This window comes from Streptomyces avicenniae (assembly GCF_000719135.1).
GTDB lineage: Bacteria > Actinomycetota > Actinomycetes > Streptomycetales > Streptomycetaceae > Streptomyces > Streptomyces avicenniae.
Genome location: NZ_JOEK01000005.1, coordinates 206,537 through 221,706 on the forward strand (window position 1 = coordinate 206,537; position 15,170 = coordinate 221,706).

The window sequence follows — 15,170 nt, forward strand, 5'->3', positions numbered from 1 at the left end:
TAAGGTAGTGTCCAGCCAGGATGACAGAGCAGCAAACTTGCTCGCAAGCTCAAGACAATCGAAAACTTGCGCACCGGGGAATCTGGCATATGCCGCAGCGCGACAAGGCCGATAAGGTACGCGCCCAGGGAGGGGTACGCGTGACAGACGCTCAGCCGAACATCCATCGCCGCAGGCTTGGACTCGCGCTCAAGGGGCTGCGAACCGCCGCCGGTCTGACACTCAAGGAAGCCGCCGAACAGCTCGCCCTGTCCGGCGAATCGGCGCTCAGCCGCATAGAGCACGGTCGGCAACGCGTACAACCGACCGCTGTCCTGGGCTACTTCGAGGTCTACGGCCTGCGTGACCAGGAGCGCAGGAACTACCTGATGTACCTGGCCAAGCAGGCGGCGTCCGGCAAGCAGAGCAACCTCTTCGAGGAGTACCGCACGGCGATCCGTGACCCCTTCGCCGACTACCTCCAACTGGAGGAACTCGCCTCGCGGTCGGAGACATTCGCGAGCATCGTCCCTGGGCTGCTCCAGACCGAGGCTTACGCTCGGGCTGTCGTTCAGGGCAGCAGGAAGTGGCAGACCGGGCGGGAGATCGACAATTTCATCCGACTACGGATGGCACGGCAGGCTGTGCTCACGCGGGAAACGCCGATGCACCTGTGGTGCGTGCTGGACGAGTCGGCTGTCCGAAGGCAGGTGGGCGGCCCGGAAGTCATGCGTGAACAGCTGAGATACCTGCTCGACGTCTGCGAAGCCCAGCCAAGCATCACCCTGCAAATCCTGCCGTTCGACCGAGGCTCGCATGCCGCGATGGATGGCGGCTTCCACCTGCTTCATTTCCCGGCCGGACCGCCCGTCGTGGTCGTCGAGCCGATGACAACCACCCTGTTCCTGGAGGAAGATAGCGACATCGGGCGCTACGAGACGTGCTTCAACCATCTACGCTCCGAAGCTCTCGACGGCGAGGCGTCCCTCGGCTTCATCCACGATGCGATCAAGGAACAGGACTGATGATCAAGAAGGTTGACCTCACCAATGCCGCGTGGGCCAAGAGCAGCCTGAGCAACGGCGGCGACAACTGCCTTGAGGTCGCCTTCATCGACGGCGTCGTGGCCCTGCGCGACTCGAAAGACGTCGGTGATCCTGACGCCGCCGTTCTGATCCTCTCCGAGGACGACTACCGCGCCTACACCGGCGGCATCCGCAACGGACAAGCCAACCTCCTCCTCCCCTGACCACATCTCCGCCGAGCCGACGCGAGCCAGCCACACGCAGTGGCGGCGGCAGCCGGACGCCGGACGGATGATCGTCTACTTGCTGGGCTGCTGCGCGCTCTTCCACGGTTATCCGCATGGATCCCGCACAGTTCGACGGTCATGTCCGCCGAGGGGCGGTGGACACCCTCTCCGTCCCGGACGCCGCCCGGCAACCGGGGGCGATCACCCGCTACGTCGCCCAGACCCGGGAGGACCTTTCCCAACAGGAGAAGGACGGCGAGCCCCCGGCTCTCGACGCCGGGAAGGCGCTGAACTTCGCCCACGAGGCCAAAGCGCTGTCGCTGACCGACGCCGACGCCGACGGTGAGACCGTCGCGGTGATCGTCTTCTCCGCCGTCCTGGAAGTGCTGGAAGACGCCCTCGGACTGCTCCAAGGGGAGCTGGACCGCCGACGCGGCACCGCCACCCCCATCACCAGCGAGGACCTGCGGAACGACCTCAAGGGCCGGACGACTTCATGAGCCAGGAGGATCCGACCGGCGTGATCAATACCTCGACTGCGTCAACCTGCCGCTGTCCAACCCCCCGCCCCTTCAGCGTGCTGAACTGCGGTGGTGGCAGGTATCCGCCCGCGCCTCGGTCGCTGTCGCGCCTCGTACACGATCACAAGTAACACGCGGTCGTGATCGCTATCCCCTTGGTCGGCCGCAAGACAGACATGGCCTGGCGTTCGCTGGATGCCGGATGGAAGATCATCCACGAACCGGACCTTCCCTCTCGCCACGTACCTCACCAGTCGGGGTGATCGCCGTGGACCCACCGTGTCGCAACCGCCAGATCGGGGGCGACGCCGACCACGACGTAGGCGAAACCGTCCCATTCCTCCAGAACCCGGGATTCGGTCGGCCGTAGGTGGCCTGCACCACCCAAGAGCGGACGCTGCCGTCGCCACGTATCCCCGGGCGGGCGACGGCGCCGTTCATAGGGCCCGAGAGGATCGGCCGGGTTGTGGACGGGCACCGCACGCGACGGTTGATTCGGAGGGCCGGGTCTGCGATGCCTACCCATCCCTCATCCCTCCGGCCCGCTGGTCAATCAACTCCACCGGCCTGCAGGCGGCCCACTCGCCGCCTTGGGCGTGTGCTCTGTCTCAAATGAGACGAGTCAGCATGATGCGAAAGGGCAGCCATTCATTGCCTCGCACTACGGCAAGGAGCGATGAATGGAACGGTCCGAGCACAGCACCCCATGGGCGATGAAACTCGTCACCGACCGGCTGCCCACGCCCCCACCAGCCTACGGGAGGGTGACGCTCGACGGGAAGACGCAGATGGCCGTCTACACCGACTGGAGAGGCCACGTCGTGGAGATGGGAAGGCACGGTACTTCCAAGACGAAAGGCACCGCGTCGATGTCCGGAGGAAGCGACGGGCAGACGCCGCAGACTCAGACGCAGGACGATCACACGACCGACTACGAATCGGACTGACACACGGTGCGCTCCACCGTCCTGGTCGTCACGTCTCTGGAAGACGTCACTTCCGACCAGGTCATCGACGTGCTCAACAAGCGGGGTTCATCCGTCGTACGGGTCGATCCGGCAGACATCGGTCGGGGCCTCTCCTTCGAGGCTCACATCGATGCGGCAAGTGGGGAATGGAGCGGACGCCTCTGCACGCCCACGCGGAGTGTCAGGCTGGAGGAGATCAGGGCTGTCTACTATCGGCGTCCCACGCCGTACGCCAACCGATTCGCGCACCTGTCCAAGCAGCAGCAAGCATTCGCCACCGCCGAGGCCAAGCATGGACTCGGCGGTGTACTGGCCAATCTGCCAACGGCCAGGTACGTGAATCATCCGCAGGCTGTGACCGCGGCGGACTTCAAGCCGACCCAGCTACGGATCGCCGCTCAGCTGGGCTTCGCCATTCCCCGCACGTTGATCACCAACGAGGTCCAGGCGGCAGGAGAGTTCGCCCGCGAACACGGTCCCGTCATCTACAAGACGTTCCGTGGCCTCCCCCTTTCGGAGGACGGCACAACCGGTGCCATCTGGACACAACGCGTCGCGCCCTCCTCCTTCGACAGTTCACTTTCTGTCACGGCCCATCTGTTCCAGAAGGAGATCCCGAAATCCGGCGACGTCCGCGTGACGGTGGTCGGAAGAAGGGCCTTCGCCACGCGCATCACAGCACCGCACGACGAACTCGACTGGCGACGCGGCCACTGGGACGAGCTGACGCACGTGGCGGTCCGGCTTCCGCCGTCGATCGAAACGGCTCTGTTTCACTATCTGGCAGCCTTCGATCTGGTCTTCGGATGCTTCGACTTCGCCCTCACGGGGCCGGCCGATGACCCGGGGCACTGGATCTGGATCGAATGCAACCCGAACGGACAGTGGGGCTGGCTGCCCGAGGCGACGGACATCGCGGAGGCGTTCGCCGATGTCCTCATGGAGAAGGAGACCGGCGGTGAGCACGTCACCCGCTGACGAGTCGGAGGCCACACGGCTGCGCCAACGCCTGGCGGAGGCTCTCGTGGAAGCCGGGGTCGTCGGCGACGAGCGATGGGGCGACGCGGTCCGCGCGGTCCCCCGGCACCGGTTCACCCCCGGTTTCTACCTGCCGTCCGGCGCCGCCGACGAGCACGGCCTGCCGGTCTGGGAGCCGGTCACCGCCGCCCTCGACCGGCCACGGTGGCTCACGGCGGCCTACTCGGACATCTCGCTGATCACCCAGTTCGACGGCGAGGAGCCCGACTGGGCGGCGCCCCGCGCGCGGCACGGCGGCGCGCCCACCTCGTCGTCCACGCTCCCGTCCCTCGTCCTGCGCATGTGGCGCGACGCGGAGGTCACCGAGGAACACGACATCCTGGAGATCGGCACGGGCAGCGGATACTCCACCGCCCTCGTCGGTGAACGTCTCGGCTCCACCCGCCTGACCAGCATCGACGTGGACGACCACCGGCTCGCCGTGGCAGCCGACGCGCTCCACGACTGCGGCTACACACCCACCCTCGCGGTGGCCGACGGCCGCCATGGGTACTGGCCGGAGTCGCCCTTCGACCGGATCGTCGCCGCCTGCTCCTTCCGTACGGTACCCCCCGCTCTCGTCGCACAGACACGCCCCGGCGGCAAGATCCTCGTGACACTGGGCGGTTGGCTGCACGGGTACGCGCGCGTCCTGCTCACCGTCGCCACCGACGGCACGGCGGCGGGCCCCTTGCTGCCCGGGACGGTCTCGTTCATGTCGGCCCGCACCGACGCCCCGCCCCCCTTCGGCAACCCGGCGCACTGGGCAGCCGAGGTCCCCGCCGCCCGACGAGACGCACGGCACAGCCCGGCACGGATCACGGACGCGACCGAGGAGGCGTTCTTCCTCCGCTTCCTCGCCCAGTCCTCCGTACCCACCGCGCAACTGACCGCGACCGGCGACGACGCCCTCCATCTCATCGACGTGGCGACCGGATCAGCAGCGGTTCTCACCCGGGGCGAGGGAGCCTGGCGCGTGGGTGAGAAGGGGCCCGTCCGCCTGTGGGAACGCGTCGAGGAGACGCTGGACGCCTACGACGCGGCCGGTAGGCCGGGCCAGCAGGAGTTCGGCCTCCACGTCAACGGCCGGACGCAGTACGTGTCTCACCCCCGGATGCCGGACCTGCGCCTGGGCGTCTGAGGCGTCCGCCGACCGTCACGCCCTCACGGCGCGGTCGGGCGGCGCGGGGGGAGTACGCTCCGGTTCTTCCGTGTTCATCTCCCGTTTCCCCGGCAGGACGGTCCGGATGGCCCTGACGCTGGGCGTCGCGATCCTCACTATGGGGACGCGCCCCGAAGAACTGGCCGCGCTGCTCGCCTCGGTCCGGGCGCAGACGGCACCGGCGGCACGCACCGTGGTCATCGGGAACGGCTGCTCCCTGGCGGACCTGGCGCTGCCGTCCTGGGTGCAGGCGGTGGAACTGCCGGAGAACCTCGGGGTGACCGGCGGGCGGAACGTCGCCCTGGCGCATCTGCGGGACGTGAACCTGGTGCTGGACCTGGACGACGACGGACTCCTCGTCGCCGACACCGACTTCGCGCGCATCGTGCGGATGTTCGAGGCCGACCGGGAGTTGGGGATCGTCGGGTTCCGGATCGCGGACGAGACCGGGTTCACCCAGCGCCGCCATGTCCCGAGACTGCGGGCTGGTGACCCGCTGCGCGGTGGGCAGGTGACGACGTTCCTCGGCGGGGCGCACGTGCTGTCGCAGCGGATGCTGGCGCAGGTCGGGGGCTGGCCGGACGCGTTCTTCTTCTCCCACGAGGAGACGGACCTGGCCTGGCGCGCGCTGGACGCCGGATGGAAGATCGTCTACGAGCCGGGCCTTCTGCTGCAGCACCCCCGCACCTCGCCGGCCCGGCACGCCGTCTTCCACCGGACCACCGCCCGCAACCGCGTCTATCTGGCCCGGCGCCACCTGCCGACCGCGCTGGTGCCCCTCTACCTGGGCGTCTGGACGGCGTTGACGCTCGCGCGCACGCGGGACACGGCCGGACTGCGGGCGTGGTTCGGCGGCTTCGCGGAAGGCTGGCGCACCCCCTGCGGAACACGCCGCCCCCTGCGCTGGTCCACCGTGTGGACCATGACCCGCCTCGGACGGCCGCCGGTGCTGTGAGACCGTCCTGACGGCCGTCTACCGGCGGCCGGTGTCCGGCCCTGAGTCGCCCCCGGCGCCGTCCTCGCCCGGCGGGGGCGTGGGTTTCGTGAACAGCACCTCGCGGGCCTGTTCGGCCGCGCGGGCCATGCTCTCGCTGACGAAGTCCATGAACCGGGCGATGTTCTCCAGGCGCACGGCGGCCGGGGTGCCGTGGCCGAGGACGCCGACGCCCTGCCGCGCGGTCTCGATGAGCTGGGCGTTGGACCGGGCGCTGGCCTTCATCGCGTCGTACCAGATGTCGTCGTCCACGATGTAGCGCTCGCGGCGGCGGTCGTCGCGCTCGCGGCGGGCGAGGCCCTGGCTCTCCAGGAACGTGATCGCCTTGGAGACGGACGCCGGGCTGACCTGGAGGCGCTGGACGAGTTCGGCCGACGTGAGGCTGCCCGCGTCCGTCATGCAGATGGCGGCCATCACGCGGGCCATCATCTTGGGCAGGCCGGTCTGCATGAGGACGGTCGTGAACACCTCCTCGTACGCGCGCACGGCCTCGGCGTCGCGCCCGTCGGCCCGCGCGGGGGCCGCCGCCCCCCGGGGCACGGCCTGCCTGCGCCGGTGGGCGCGGTGCTCGGTGGCGCGGTGGGCGAGGTCGGCGCGGTAGCCGCCGGGGCCGCCGTTGCGCAGCACCTCACGGGTGACGGTCGAGGTCGGACGGTCGAGCCCCCTGGCGATCTCCGCGTAGGCGAGACCGTCGGCCAGGCCCAGCGCGATCTGCCGACGTTCCTGCTGGGTGAGCCTGCCTCCCGGCATCGCCGTCCCCTTTCCTGTCCGAGGTGCCGCCCACCTTAGCGTCAACCACCATCCATTGCAACGACAAGTCTCGCCTGTTGCTTTGGCTTCAGACCCATTGCAACAGTTTCATGGCTCTGAGCTGCACAGATCACATTGCTGTGCAACGAGTTGATTGCCAGATCCCTGAACGCAACGTAGCTTTCTCGCATCGGAAAACAACGCCGAGGGAGAGCACGATGCAGAAGTTCGCCACCACCGCCCCCGTCTCCGCCGTCCTCGACATCCCCGCGGGACGCGTCCGCCTCATCGCGGCCGACCGGTCCGACGTCACGGTCGAGGTCCTGCCAGCCGACGCCGCCAAGGGCCGCGATGTGAAGGCGGCGGAACAGGTCACGGTCGCCTACGACGAGGGCGTCCTGCGGATCGAGTCCGCGCCGCCGAGGAACCGGGCGCTCGGCAGCCCCGGATCGGTCGAGGTGACCGTCCAGCTGCCCGCCGGTTCCCGCGTCGAGGCGAAGGCGGCCGACGCCGAACTGCGGGGCGTCGGCCGCCTGGGCGAGGTCACCTACGAAGCCGCACGGGGCTCGGTCAAGCTCGACGAGACCGCGAGCGCCCGCCTCACCCTCCAGGACGGCGACATCACCGTCGGCCGCCTGGACGGCCCCGCCGAGATCAGCACCCGCAGGGGCGACATCGGCGTCACCGAGGCCGTACGCGGCACGGTCGTGCTGCGCACCGACTCGGGCGACGTGACGGTCGGCGCCGCCCACGGCGTCTCCGCCTCCCTCGACGCCGGTACCGCCCACGGCCGCATCCGCAACGCGCTCAGGAACAGCGAGGGCGCCGACGCCGCCCTGACCCTCCACGCGACCACCGCCCACGGCGACATCGTCGCCCGCAGCCTCTGAGGAGCACCCACCATGACGAACCCGGCCATCGCCGCGCACGGGCTGCGCAAGTCCTACGGCGACAAGACCGTCCTGGACGGTGTGGACCTGACCGTCCCCGAGGGCACGATCTTCTCCCTCCTCGGCCCGAACGGCGCGGGCAAGACCACCGCCGTCAAGATCCTCTCCACCCTCGTCTCCCCCGGCCCCGGCTCCGGCCCGATCCGCGTCGGCGGCCACGACCTCGCGACCGACGCGCAGGCGATCCGCGCCACGATCGGCGTCACCGGGCAGTTCTCCGCCGTGGACGGCCTGATCACCGGCGAGGAGAACATGCTGCTGATGGCGGACCTGCACCACCTCCCCCGCCCCGACGGGCGACGGGTCGCCGCCGAACTGCTGGAGCGCTTCGACCTGGTGGAGGCCGCGAAGAAGCCCGCGTCCACCTACTCGGGCGGCATGAAGCGGCGCCTCGACATCGCCATGACGCTGGTCGGCGGCCCGCGGATCATCTTCCTGGACGAGCCGACCACCGGCCTGGACCCGCGCTCGCGTCACACCATGTGGGGGATCATCCGCGAGCTGGTCACCGGCGGCGTCACCGTCTTCCTCACCACCCAGTACCTGGACGAGGCCGACCAGCTCGCCGACCGGATCGCCGTCCTGAACGGCGGGCAGATCGCGGCCGAGGGCAGCGCCGCCGAGCTGAAACGGCTCGTCCCCGGCGGGCACGTCCGGCTGCGCTTCACCGACCCGGACGTCTACCGGTCCGCCGCCACGGCGCTGGGCGAGGCCGCCCGCGACGACGAGGCGCTGTCCCTCCAGGTCCCCAGCGACGGCGGCCAGCGCGACCTGCGCGCGCTGCTCGACCGGCTGGACGCCGCGGCCGTCGAGGCGGACGAACTGACCGTCCACACGCCCGACCTCGACGACGTCTTCTTCGCCCTCACCGGCTCCGCCGTGCCCACCCAGACCAAGACCGACCGGACCGACCGGACCACCCAGCCCGAGGAGACCGTCCGATGAGCGCCCTCGCCCTCGCCGTCCGCGACTCGAACACCATGCTGCGGCGCAACCTCCTGCACGCCCGCCGCTACCCGTCCCTCACCCTGAACCTGCTGCTCACGCCCGTGATGCTGCTCCTGCTCTTCGTCTACGTCTTCGGCGACGTGATGAGCGCGGGCATCGGCGGCGGGGGCGCGGACCGCGCCGACTACATCGCCTACATCCTCCCCGGCATCCTGCTGATGACCATCGGCAGCACCGTCATCGGGACGGCGGTCTCCGTCTCCACCGACATGTCCGAGGGCATCGTCGCCCGCTTCCGCACGATGGCGATCCACCGCGGCTCGGTGCTCGTCGGGCACGTCGTCGGCAGCGTGCTCCAGTGCGCGATGAGCGCGGTCCTCGTCGGCGCCGTCGGCCTGGCCATCGGCTTCCGCTCCACGGACGCGACGGCGCTTGAGTGGCTCGCCGCGTTCGGGCTGGTCGTGCTCTTCGCCTCGGCGCTGACCTGGGTCGCGGTCGGGATGGGCCTGGTCAGCCCGAACGCCGAGGCGGCCAGCAACAACGCGATGCCGATGATCCTGCTGCCGCTCCTGTCCAGCGCGTTCATCCCGGTGGAGACCATGCCGGGCTGGTTCCGCCCGATCGCCGAGTACCAGCCCTTCACCCCGGCGATCGAGACGCTGCGCGGGCTGCTGCTCGGTACCGGGATCGGCCACAACGGCTGGCTGGCCCTGGCCTGGTGCCTCGGGCTCGCGGCGCTCGGCTACTTCTGGTCCACGGCCACCTTCGACCGCGACCCGCGGTAGGCGTCGTGACGGCGCGGGCGATCCCCCGCGGCCCGTACCACGCGAGGCGGCGCACCCCGACGTACGGTCGGCGTGCGCCGCCTCGCGTGCGCGCGGGGGTTACTTGGACTCGACGCGTCCGAGCGGGCCCGGCTCCGAGGCCAGCGCGTCGCGCGCGTCCTGCCAGGCAGGGTCGCCGGGGAAGAGGCGGCTGCGCAGGTAGGCGGCGGTGAGGCGGGCGACGGCGGCGACCCGCTCGGGGCTCTCGTCCGTGGTCTCGGCGGCGTCGAATCCGGGGATTCCGCCGAGCGCGTGCCCCGCGTCGAAGAGGGTGAGCAGGGACGTGGGGCCGGGGGCGAGGGTGTAGGGGTCGGCGTGCCAGGCGGGGCCCACGTCCGTGAAGTGCCGGGGGTCGTCCGCGTCGCCGACGACGACCAGCGCGGGGGTGGTCATCGTGGAGAAGTCGAGGGTCGTGAGGACGGGCAGCGCGCCGCCCATGGGCCCGTTCAGGACGTCGCCCCTGCCGGGCGCGGCGAGGAGGACGCCCGTCGCGATCCGGGGGTCGCGCAGGTCCACGCGCGCGCCGGTGTCGGGGTCGGTGAGCCCGGCTCCGAGCAGGGTGGCGGTGGTGAAACCGCCGAAGGAGTGCCCGGCGGCGGCGATCCTGCCATGGTCGATCCGGCCGGCCAGCAGCGGGACGGCCTTCTCGATCGCGTCGAGCCGGTCGAGGAGGTGGGTCATGTCCTCGGCGCGCGAGCGCCAGAAGAACGGCGCCCCCGGGGCGTCGGCGACCAGGTGGGTCAGCGTCCTGGAGGAGAGGTGGGTGGGCTGGACGACGACGAAGCCCTGGGCGGCCCAGCGGGCGGCCAGCGGCGCGTAGCCGTCGAGGGAGGAGAGGTGCTGGGACGGCCCCTGTCCGTGCGAGAGCAGGACGACGGGCAGTCCTGTCCCTGACTCGGGCGCGGTGACGCGGACCTGGAGGTCCACGGGACGGCCCGGCACCGGCAGCGTGACCGGGCTGTAGGACAGGACGGGGACGGGCGCGCCCGGGGTGGCGGCGGTGGCGGAGGATGTGCTCATGAGGCGGTGGCTGCCCTTTCTGCGGACCGACGGGGCGGTCAGGAGTTCTCCGCTTCGGCCGAGCTGAAGTGGAGCATTGCTCCGTTTCAGCATCCGGAACACCGCTCCGTTTTGTCAAGCCGCGCTGGAAGGATGGCGTCATGCCCACCGAGAGTCCCGCCGACGAGCCGTCGCCCCGGAGCACGCGGGCCGACGCGCTGCGCAACCGCGAGGCGGTGCTCAGCGCCACGGCCGAGGTGTTCGCGACCTCGGGCGTGGACGCGCCGATCCGCCGGATCGCGGCACGGGCGGGGGTCGGCATGGCGACGGTCTACCGCCACTTCCCGACCAGGGCCGACCTCGTCACCGCCGTCTACCGGCACCAGATCGAGGCGTGCGCGCAGGCGGGCCCGCGTCTGCTGGCCGACGCCGACGCGCCGTTCGACGCGCTGACCGGGTGGATCGACCTCTTCACCGACTTCCTCGTCACGAAGCACGGGCTCGCGGACGCCCTCCAGTCGGACAGCGAACGCTTCGCCGCGCTCCACACGCACTTCCTCGACCGCCTGCTGCCGGTCTGCGCCGCGCTCCTCGACGCCGCGGCCGACGCCGGGGAGATCAGGGCGGACGTCCAGCCCTACGAACTCCTGCGCGGCATCGGCAACCTGTGCATCGGGCGGGACACCGACCCCCGCTACGAACCGCGCCGCCTGATCGGGCTGCTGCTCGACGGGCTGCGCCGGGAGCCCCCGCCGGGCGGCGGCGCGGCGTGACCGCCCGCCCGCGGCTCCGCTCCCCTCCGCTCCTGGCGAAGCCGCGTTTCCGGCCCGCGCCCGGTGATACAAGAGGGACGGTGCGGCCGGACGGGACGGGCGCGGGGGCAGAAGGGGGCTGGCGGGCGATGGCGCGGCGCGGACGAGGGTGGTACCGGGGCGACTGCCATGTGCACTCGGTCCATTCGGACGGCGAGCTGACGCCGGAGCGGCTCGCGGCGGAGGCACGGGCCGCCGGGCTCGACTTCATCGCGACCACCGAGCACAACTCGGCCGCCCCGCAAGGCGCCTGGGCGCCGTACGCGGACGACGACCTGCTGGTGGTGCTCGGCGAGGAGGTCACGACCAGGACCGGGCACTGGCTCGCGCTCGGCATCCGCGCCGGGCAGCTCGTGCCCTGGGACCACGGCGTGCGCGACGGCGTCATCGGGCGGCACCTGGACGACGTGCACCGCGCCGGAGGGCTGTGCGTCGCCGCGCATCCGCACGCGCCCTACCCGTCCGGCACCTTCCTGTACCCCTACGACGGCTTCGACGCCGTCGAGGTCTGGAACGGCGCCTGGTCGTCCGACGTGCCGTGGCAGGCGGACAACGAGGCCGCGCTCGCCGAGTGGGGCCGCCTCCTCGCCGCCGACCTGCACCGCGGCGGACGCTGGCGGCCCGCGATGGGCAACAGCGACGCGCACCTCCCCGGGCAGCTCGCCACCCCGCAGACCGTCGTCCTCGCCGAGGACCTGACCACGGCCGCCGTCCTCGCGGGCATCCGCGCCGGGCGCAGCTGGATCGCGGCGTCGGCCGACGTCGAACTCGCCGTGTCGGCCGAGGCGGACGGCCGCACGGCCGGGATCGGCGAGCGGCTGGACGCCGGGGACGGCGAGGCGACGGTGCGCGTCACCGTCCGGGGCGTCCCGCACGGCACGGTCACGCTGCGCACGGAGCGCGGCCCGGCGCACCGCGCCACGCTGCCGCCCGCCGGGGCGGACACCGTCGAGTGGCGCGGGGACGCGGCCGAGGCGGCGTTCGTCCGCGTCGAGGTGCGGTACGCGGACGGGCTGATGGCCGCGCTGAGCAACCCCGTCGTCCTGCTCTGACCCGCCTCGACCGGCGGTACGGCGCGGGACGGTGGCCACCGGGCCGCCAAGAGGGCGGAAGCCCAACAGGTGCTGGAGCAGCAGTAATTCGCGGCGGCCCGCCGCTCCGTCCGTCTACGATCGGCCGACCATGATCACGGTGGACGCCCGGTCCGCCCGCGGACGTCCAGGAGACGCGGCCATGACGAACCCTCCCGCACGGCTCGAACGCGGGCACCCGTTCCGCCAGTGGAAGACGTGGGAGATGCCCGGCACCGGGCTCACCCTCACCGGCTACTCGCGCGCCAACGACAAGACGTTCCTCCACATCCCCGAGCTGCGGTGCGCGCTGGACGCCGGGCTGTGCGAGGGACGCCAGGCCGACACGGTGCTGCTCACCCACACCCACGCCGACCACGTGAAGGACCTCGACTTCCTCGCCTCCAGGCCGGGCACCGACATCTATCTGCCCGCCGAGGCCGTGCCGTTCGCGGAGTCCTTCCTGCGGGCGTCGGCGGAGTTGAACCACGGCGCGGCGTACGACCCCGGCCTCGGCGGGGGCCACCGGCTGCACGGGGTGCGGCAGGGCGACGAGTTCACCTTCGGGCGAGGGCGGCGCCACCACGTACGGGTCGTGGAGTGCGTGCACAAGGTGCCCTGTGTGGGGTACGCCGTCTCCGAGGTCGGCAAGGCGCTGCTGCCCGAGTACGAGGAGCTGCGCCGCTCGCTGGCCGGGCAGGGACGTGGCGGCGAGTTCGGGCGTCTCGTGGCCGCGCGGCGGAAGGCGGGCGTCGCGGTCGAACAGGAGGTGCGGCGACCGCTGTTCGCCTTCCTCGGCGACACGCACGTCAGCGTGTTCGCGCGGAACCCGTGGCTCTTCGCGTATCCGGTGATCATCACCGAGTGCACGTTCCTGCACGACAGCGAGCGGGAGCGGGCCGACCGGGTCGGGCACACCCTGTGGAGCGACCTGCGGCCGGTGGTCGAGGCCCACCGGCACACCCTGTTCGTCCTGACCCACTTCAGCCTGCGCCACTCGGACCGGGAGGTCCTCGACTTCTTCGCGCGGGAGGCGGACGGCGGGCGCCTCGGCAACGTCCTGCCCTGGGCCCACGCCGGGAGCCTGCTGCCCGAGCAGCACCAGCACGACGGCCGCTGATCGCCGCGTCAGGACGCGACGGCCTGTGACAGGGCGGCGAACTCGTCGTCGGACAGGCGCACTTCGGCCGCCGCCGTGTTCTCCTCCAGGTGCTTCACGGACGACGTGCCGGGGATCGGGAGGAGGACGGGGGAGCGGCGCAGCAGCCAGGCCAGCGCGAGCTGGGAGGGCCGCAGCCCGCGGTCGGCGGCGATCCGGCCGAGCGGGCCGTTCTCCGCGACCAGGCCGCCGGTGGCCAGCGGGTGCCAGGGGATGAACGCGATGCCGTTGGCCTCGGCGTACGCGAGGACGTCCTCGTCGTCGCGCTCGGCCAGGTTGTAGCGGTTCTGGACGGAGACGATCGGGGCGATCTCCCGCGCCTGCGTCAGCTGGGCCACGCTCACCTGGCTGAGGCCGATGTGCCGGACCTTGCCCTCGTCGCGCAGGGCGCCCAGCTCGCCGATCTGGTCGGCGAGCGGCACCTCGGCGTCGATGCGGTGCAGCTGGAGCAGGTCGATGCGCTCGACGCCGAGGTGGCGCAGGTTCAGCTCGGTCTGCTGGCGCAGGTACGCGGGGCGGCCGACCGCCGCCCACTGCCCGGGGCCCTGCCGGACGAAGCCGACCTTCGTGGCGATGACCAGCTCGTCGTCGTACGGGTGCAGGGCCTCGCGCAGGAGCAGGTCGGCGGTGAAGGGGCCGTAGGCGTCGGCGGTGTCGATGAGCGTGATGCCCAGGTCGCGCGTGCGGCGCAGGACGCGCAAGGCCTCGTCCCGGTCGCGCGGCTCGCCCCAGACGCCGGGCCCCGGCAGCTGCATGACGCCGAAGCCGAGGCGGGTGACGGGCAGGTCGCCGCCGATCAGGAAGCTGCCGGAGGCGGTGGCGGGACGCTGGTCGTCGGTCATGGGTGGTCGTTCCCCTCGTGTGGTGGCTGCCACCACGCAACGTAACGACCGCCCGCCCCGATCCGGTGGAGCAGCGCGCCGGTGCGCCCGTACGCCGCCGGACGCGTGCGCCGGTCAGCCGAAGCGGCCGGAGATGTAGTCCTCGGTGGCCTGCACGGACGGGTTGCGGAAGATCTTCTGCGTCGCGTCGATCTCGATGAGCTTGCCCGGCTGGCCGATCGCCGCGAGGTTGAAGAACGCCGTGCGGTCCGAGACGCGGGCGGCCTGCTGCATGTTGTGCGTGACGATGACGATCGTGTAGCGCGTCTTCAGCTTGTCGATCAGGTCCTCGATGGCCAGCGTCGAGATGGGGTCGAGCGCGGAGCACGGCTCGTCCATCAGCAGGACGTCGGGCTCCACGGCCGTGGCGCGGGCGATGCACAGGCGCTGCTGCTGGCCGCCGGACAGTCCGGCGCCGGGGCGGGCGAGGCGGTCCTTGACCTCGTTCCACAGGTTGGCGGCGCGGAGGTTCTTCTCCACGATGTCGTCCAGCTCGGACTTCTTGTAGCGCGTGCCGTTCAGCTTGAGCCCGGCGGCCACGTTGTCGTAGATCGACATGGTGGGGAACGGGTTCGGCCGCTGGAAGACCATGCCGACCGTGCGGCGCACGGAGACGGGGTCCACGCCCGGGCCGTACAGGTCCTCGTTGTCCAGGAGCACCTTGCCCTCGACCCGGCCGCCCGGCGTGACCTCGTGCATGCGGTTGAGGGTGCGCAGGAACGTGGACTTGCCGCAGCCCGACGGGCCGATGAAGGCCGTCACCGCGCCGGGCTCCACGTGCATGGTGATGTCCTCGATCGCCCGGTGCGTCCCGTAGTAGGCGGTGAGGCCGTTCACGTCGATGCGTTTGGCCATGATCGGTGTCGCTTCTCTCTGTCTCTCGG

At 71.2% G+C, this 15,170-nt stretch carries 18 protein-coding genes; 13 read left to right on the forward strand and 5 right to left on the reverse strand.

Annotated features, from left to right (window positions below; genetic code table 11):
• Positions 1-89 precede the first annotated feature (89 nt).
• From IF27_RS11045 to IF27_RS11055, 3 genes are all read left to right on the forward strand, one after another.
• Entirely contained in the window at positions 90-1,004 is a 915-nt protein-coding gene (locus tag IF27_RS11045) for a helix-turn-helix domain-containing protein (protein WP_223291003.1), read from the forward strand.
• Complete coding sequence (locus IF27_RS11050) at positions 1,004-1,228, forward strand: DUF397 domain-containing protein (RefSeq protein ID WP_052849273.1); 225 nt, start codon at positions 1,004-1,006, stop codon at positions 1,226-1,228. The genes IF27_RS11045 and IF27_RS11050 overlap by 1 nt, the downstream gene beginning before the upstream one ends.
• A gap of 116 nt (positions 1,229-1,344) precedes the next feature.
• Positions 1,345-1,731, forward strand: coding sequence for a hypothetical protein (locus tag IF27_RS11055; protein ID WP_052849274.1), 387 nt, complete (start codon positions 1,345-1,347; stop codon positions 1,729-1,731).
• A gap of 268 nt (positions 1,732-1,999) precedes the next feature.
• Here IF27_RS11055 and IF27_RS31540 read toward each other — a convergent pair whose 3' ends face one another.
• A complete protein-coding gene (locus IF27_RS31540) occupies positions 2,000-2,278 on the reverse strand; it encodes a DUF6087 family protein (RefSeq protein ID WP_110945750.1) in 279 nt (92 codons plus the stop codon).
• Between the two features lie 187 nt (positions 2,279-2,465).
• Between IF27_RS31540 and IF27_RS11060 the strand changes: the two genes are divergently transcribed.
• The 4 genes from IF27_RS11060 to IF27_RS11075 all read left to right on the forward strand — a co-directional run bounded on the left by IF27_RS11060 (position 2,466) and on the right by IF27_RS11075 (position 5,854).
• The gene (locus tag IF27_RS11060) at positions 2,466-2,699 is read left to right on the forward strand and encodes a putative ATP-grasp-modified RiPP (RefSeq protein ID WP_052849365.1); all 234 of its coding nucleotides are present in this window, start codon (positions 2,466-2,468) and stop codon (positions 2,697-2,699) included.
• Between the two features lie 6 nt (positions 2,700-2,705).
• Positions 2,706-3,698, forward strand: a complete 993-nt coding sequence (gene tgmB, locus IF27_RS11065; protein ID WP_052849275.1) for an ATP-grasp ribosomal peptide maturase — start codon at positions 2,706-2,708, stop codon at positions 3,696-3,698.
• The gene (gene tgmC, locus IF27_RS11070) at positions 3,652-4,878 is read left to right on the forward strand and encodes an ATP-grasp peptide maturase system methyltransferase (RefSeq protein WP_052849366.1); all 1,227 of its coding nucleotides are present in this window, start codon (positions 3,652-3,654) and stop codon (positions 4,876-4,878) included. Before tgmB ends, tgmC begins: the two co-directional genes overlap by 47 nt.
• Before the next feature lie 106 nt (positions 4,879-4,984).
• Positions 4,985-5,854: a glycosyltransferase family 2 protein gene (locus IF27_RS11075; RefSeq protein WP_052849276.1), complete on the forward strand. Its 870-nt coding sequence runs from the start codon at positions 4,985-4,987 to the stop codon at positions 5,852-5,854.
• Positions 5,855-5,872: 18 nt separating this feature from the next.
• Here the strand turns inward: IF27_RS11075 and IF27_RS11080 are convergent, their stop codons facing one another.
• The gene (locus IF27_RS11080) at positions 5,873-6,643 is read right to left on the reverse strand and encodes a GbsR/MarR family transcriptional regulator (RefSeq protein WP_052849277.1); all 771 of its coding nucleotides are present in this window, start codon (positions 6,641-6,643) and stop codon (positions 5,873-5,875) included.
• A gap of 218 nt (positions 6,644-6,861) precedes the next feature.
• Between IF27_RS11080 and IF27_RS11085 the strand changes: the two genes are divergently transcribed.
• The 3 genes from IF27_RS11085 to IF27_RS11095 are packed head-to-tail and all read left to right on the forward strand — an operon-like array spanning position 6,862 to position 9,326.
• Positions 6,862-7,533 carry a DUF4097 family beta strand repeat-containing protein gene (locus IF27_RS11085; RefSeq protein ID WP_052849278.1) on the forward strand — a complete coding sequence of 224 codons (672 nt, stop codon included), beginning with the start codon at positions 6,862-6,864 and terminating at the stop codon, positions 7,531-7,533.
• A gap of 12 nt (positions 7,534-7,545) precedes the next feature.
• Entirely contained in the window at positions 7,546-8,538 is a 993-nt protein-coding gene (locus IF27_RS11090) for an ATP-binding cassette domain-containing protein (RefSeq protein WP_052849279.1), read from the forward strand.
• Positions 8,535-9,326 (forward strand): ABC transporter permease, encoded by a 792-nt coding sequence (locus IF27_RS11095; RefSeq protein ID WP_052849280.1) that lies wholly within the window; start codon positions 8,535-8,537, stop codon positions 9,324-9,326. Before IF27_RS11090 ends, IF27_RS11095 begins: the two co-directional genes overlap by 4 nt.
• 99 nt (positions 9,327-9,425) lie before the next feature.
• On the opposite strand, the gene IF27_RS11100 is transcribed toward IF27_RS11095, so the two are convergent.
• On the reverse strand, positions 9,426-10,385 hold the full coding sequence (locus IF27_RS11100; RefSeq protein WP_052849281.1) for an alpha/beta hydrolase family protein: 960 nt from the start codon (positions 10,383-10,385) through the stop codon (positions 9,426-9,428).
• Positions 10,386-10,525: 140 nt separating this feature from the next.
• Between IF27_RS11100 and IF27_RS11105 the strand changes: the two genes are divergently transcribed.
• From IF27_RS11105 to IF27_RS11115, 3 genes are all read left to right on the forward strand, one after another.
• Positions 10,526-11,137, forward strand: a complete 612-nt coding sequence (locus IF27_RS11105) for a TetR/AcrR family transcriptional regulator (RefSeq protein ID WP_052849282.1) — start codon at positions 10,526-10,528, stop codon at positions 11,135-11,137.
• 128 nt (positions 11,138-11,265) lie between these two features.
• Positions 11,266-12,228: a CehA/McbA family metallohydrolase gene (locus tag IF27_RS11110; protein ID WP_190232906.1), complete on the forward strand. Its 963-nt coding sequence runs from the start codon at positions 11,266-11,268 to the stop codon at positions 12,226-12,228.
• 181 nt (positions 12,229-12,409) lie between these two features.
• Complete coding sequence (locus IF27_RS11115; RefSeq protein WP_190232903.1) at positions 12,410-13,366, forward strand: MBL fold metallo-hydrolase; 957 nt, start codon at positions 12,410-12,412, stop codon at positions 13,364-13,366.
• 8 nt (positions 13,367-13,374) lie between these two features.
• Here IF27_RS11115 and IF27_RS11120 read toward each other — a convergent pair whose 3' ends face one another.
• Positions 13,375-14,247, reverse strand: coding sequence for an aldo/keto reductase (locus IF27_RS11120; RefSeq protein ID WP_052849285.1), 873 nt, complete (start codon positions 14,245-14,247; stop codon positions 13,375-13,377).
• Positions 14,248-14,361: 114 nt separating this feature from the next.
• A complete protein-coding gene (gene pstB / locus IF27_RS11125) occupies positions 14,362-15,141 on the reverse strand; it encodes a phosphate ABC transporter ATP-binding protein PstB (RefSeq protein WP_052849286.1) in 780 nt (259 codons plus the stop codon).
• Between the last annotated feature and the right edge of the window lie 29 nt (positions 15,142-15,170).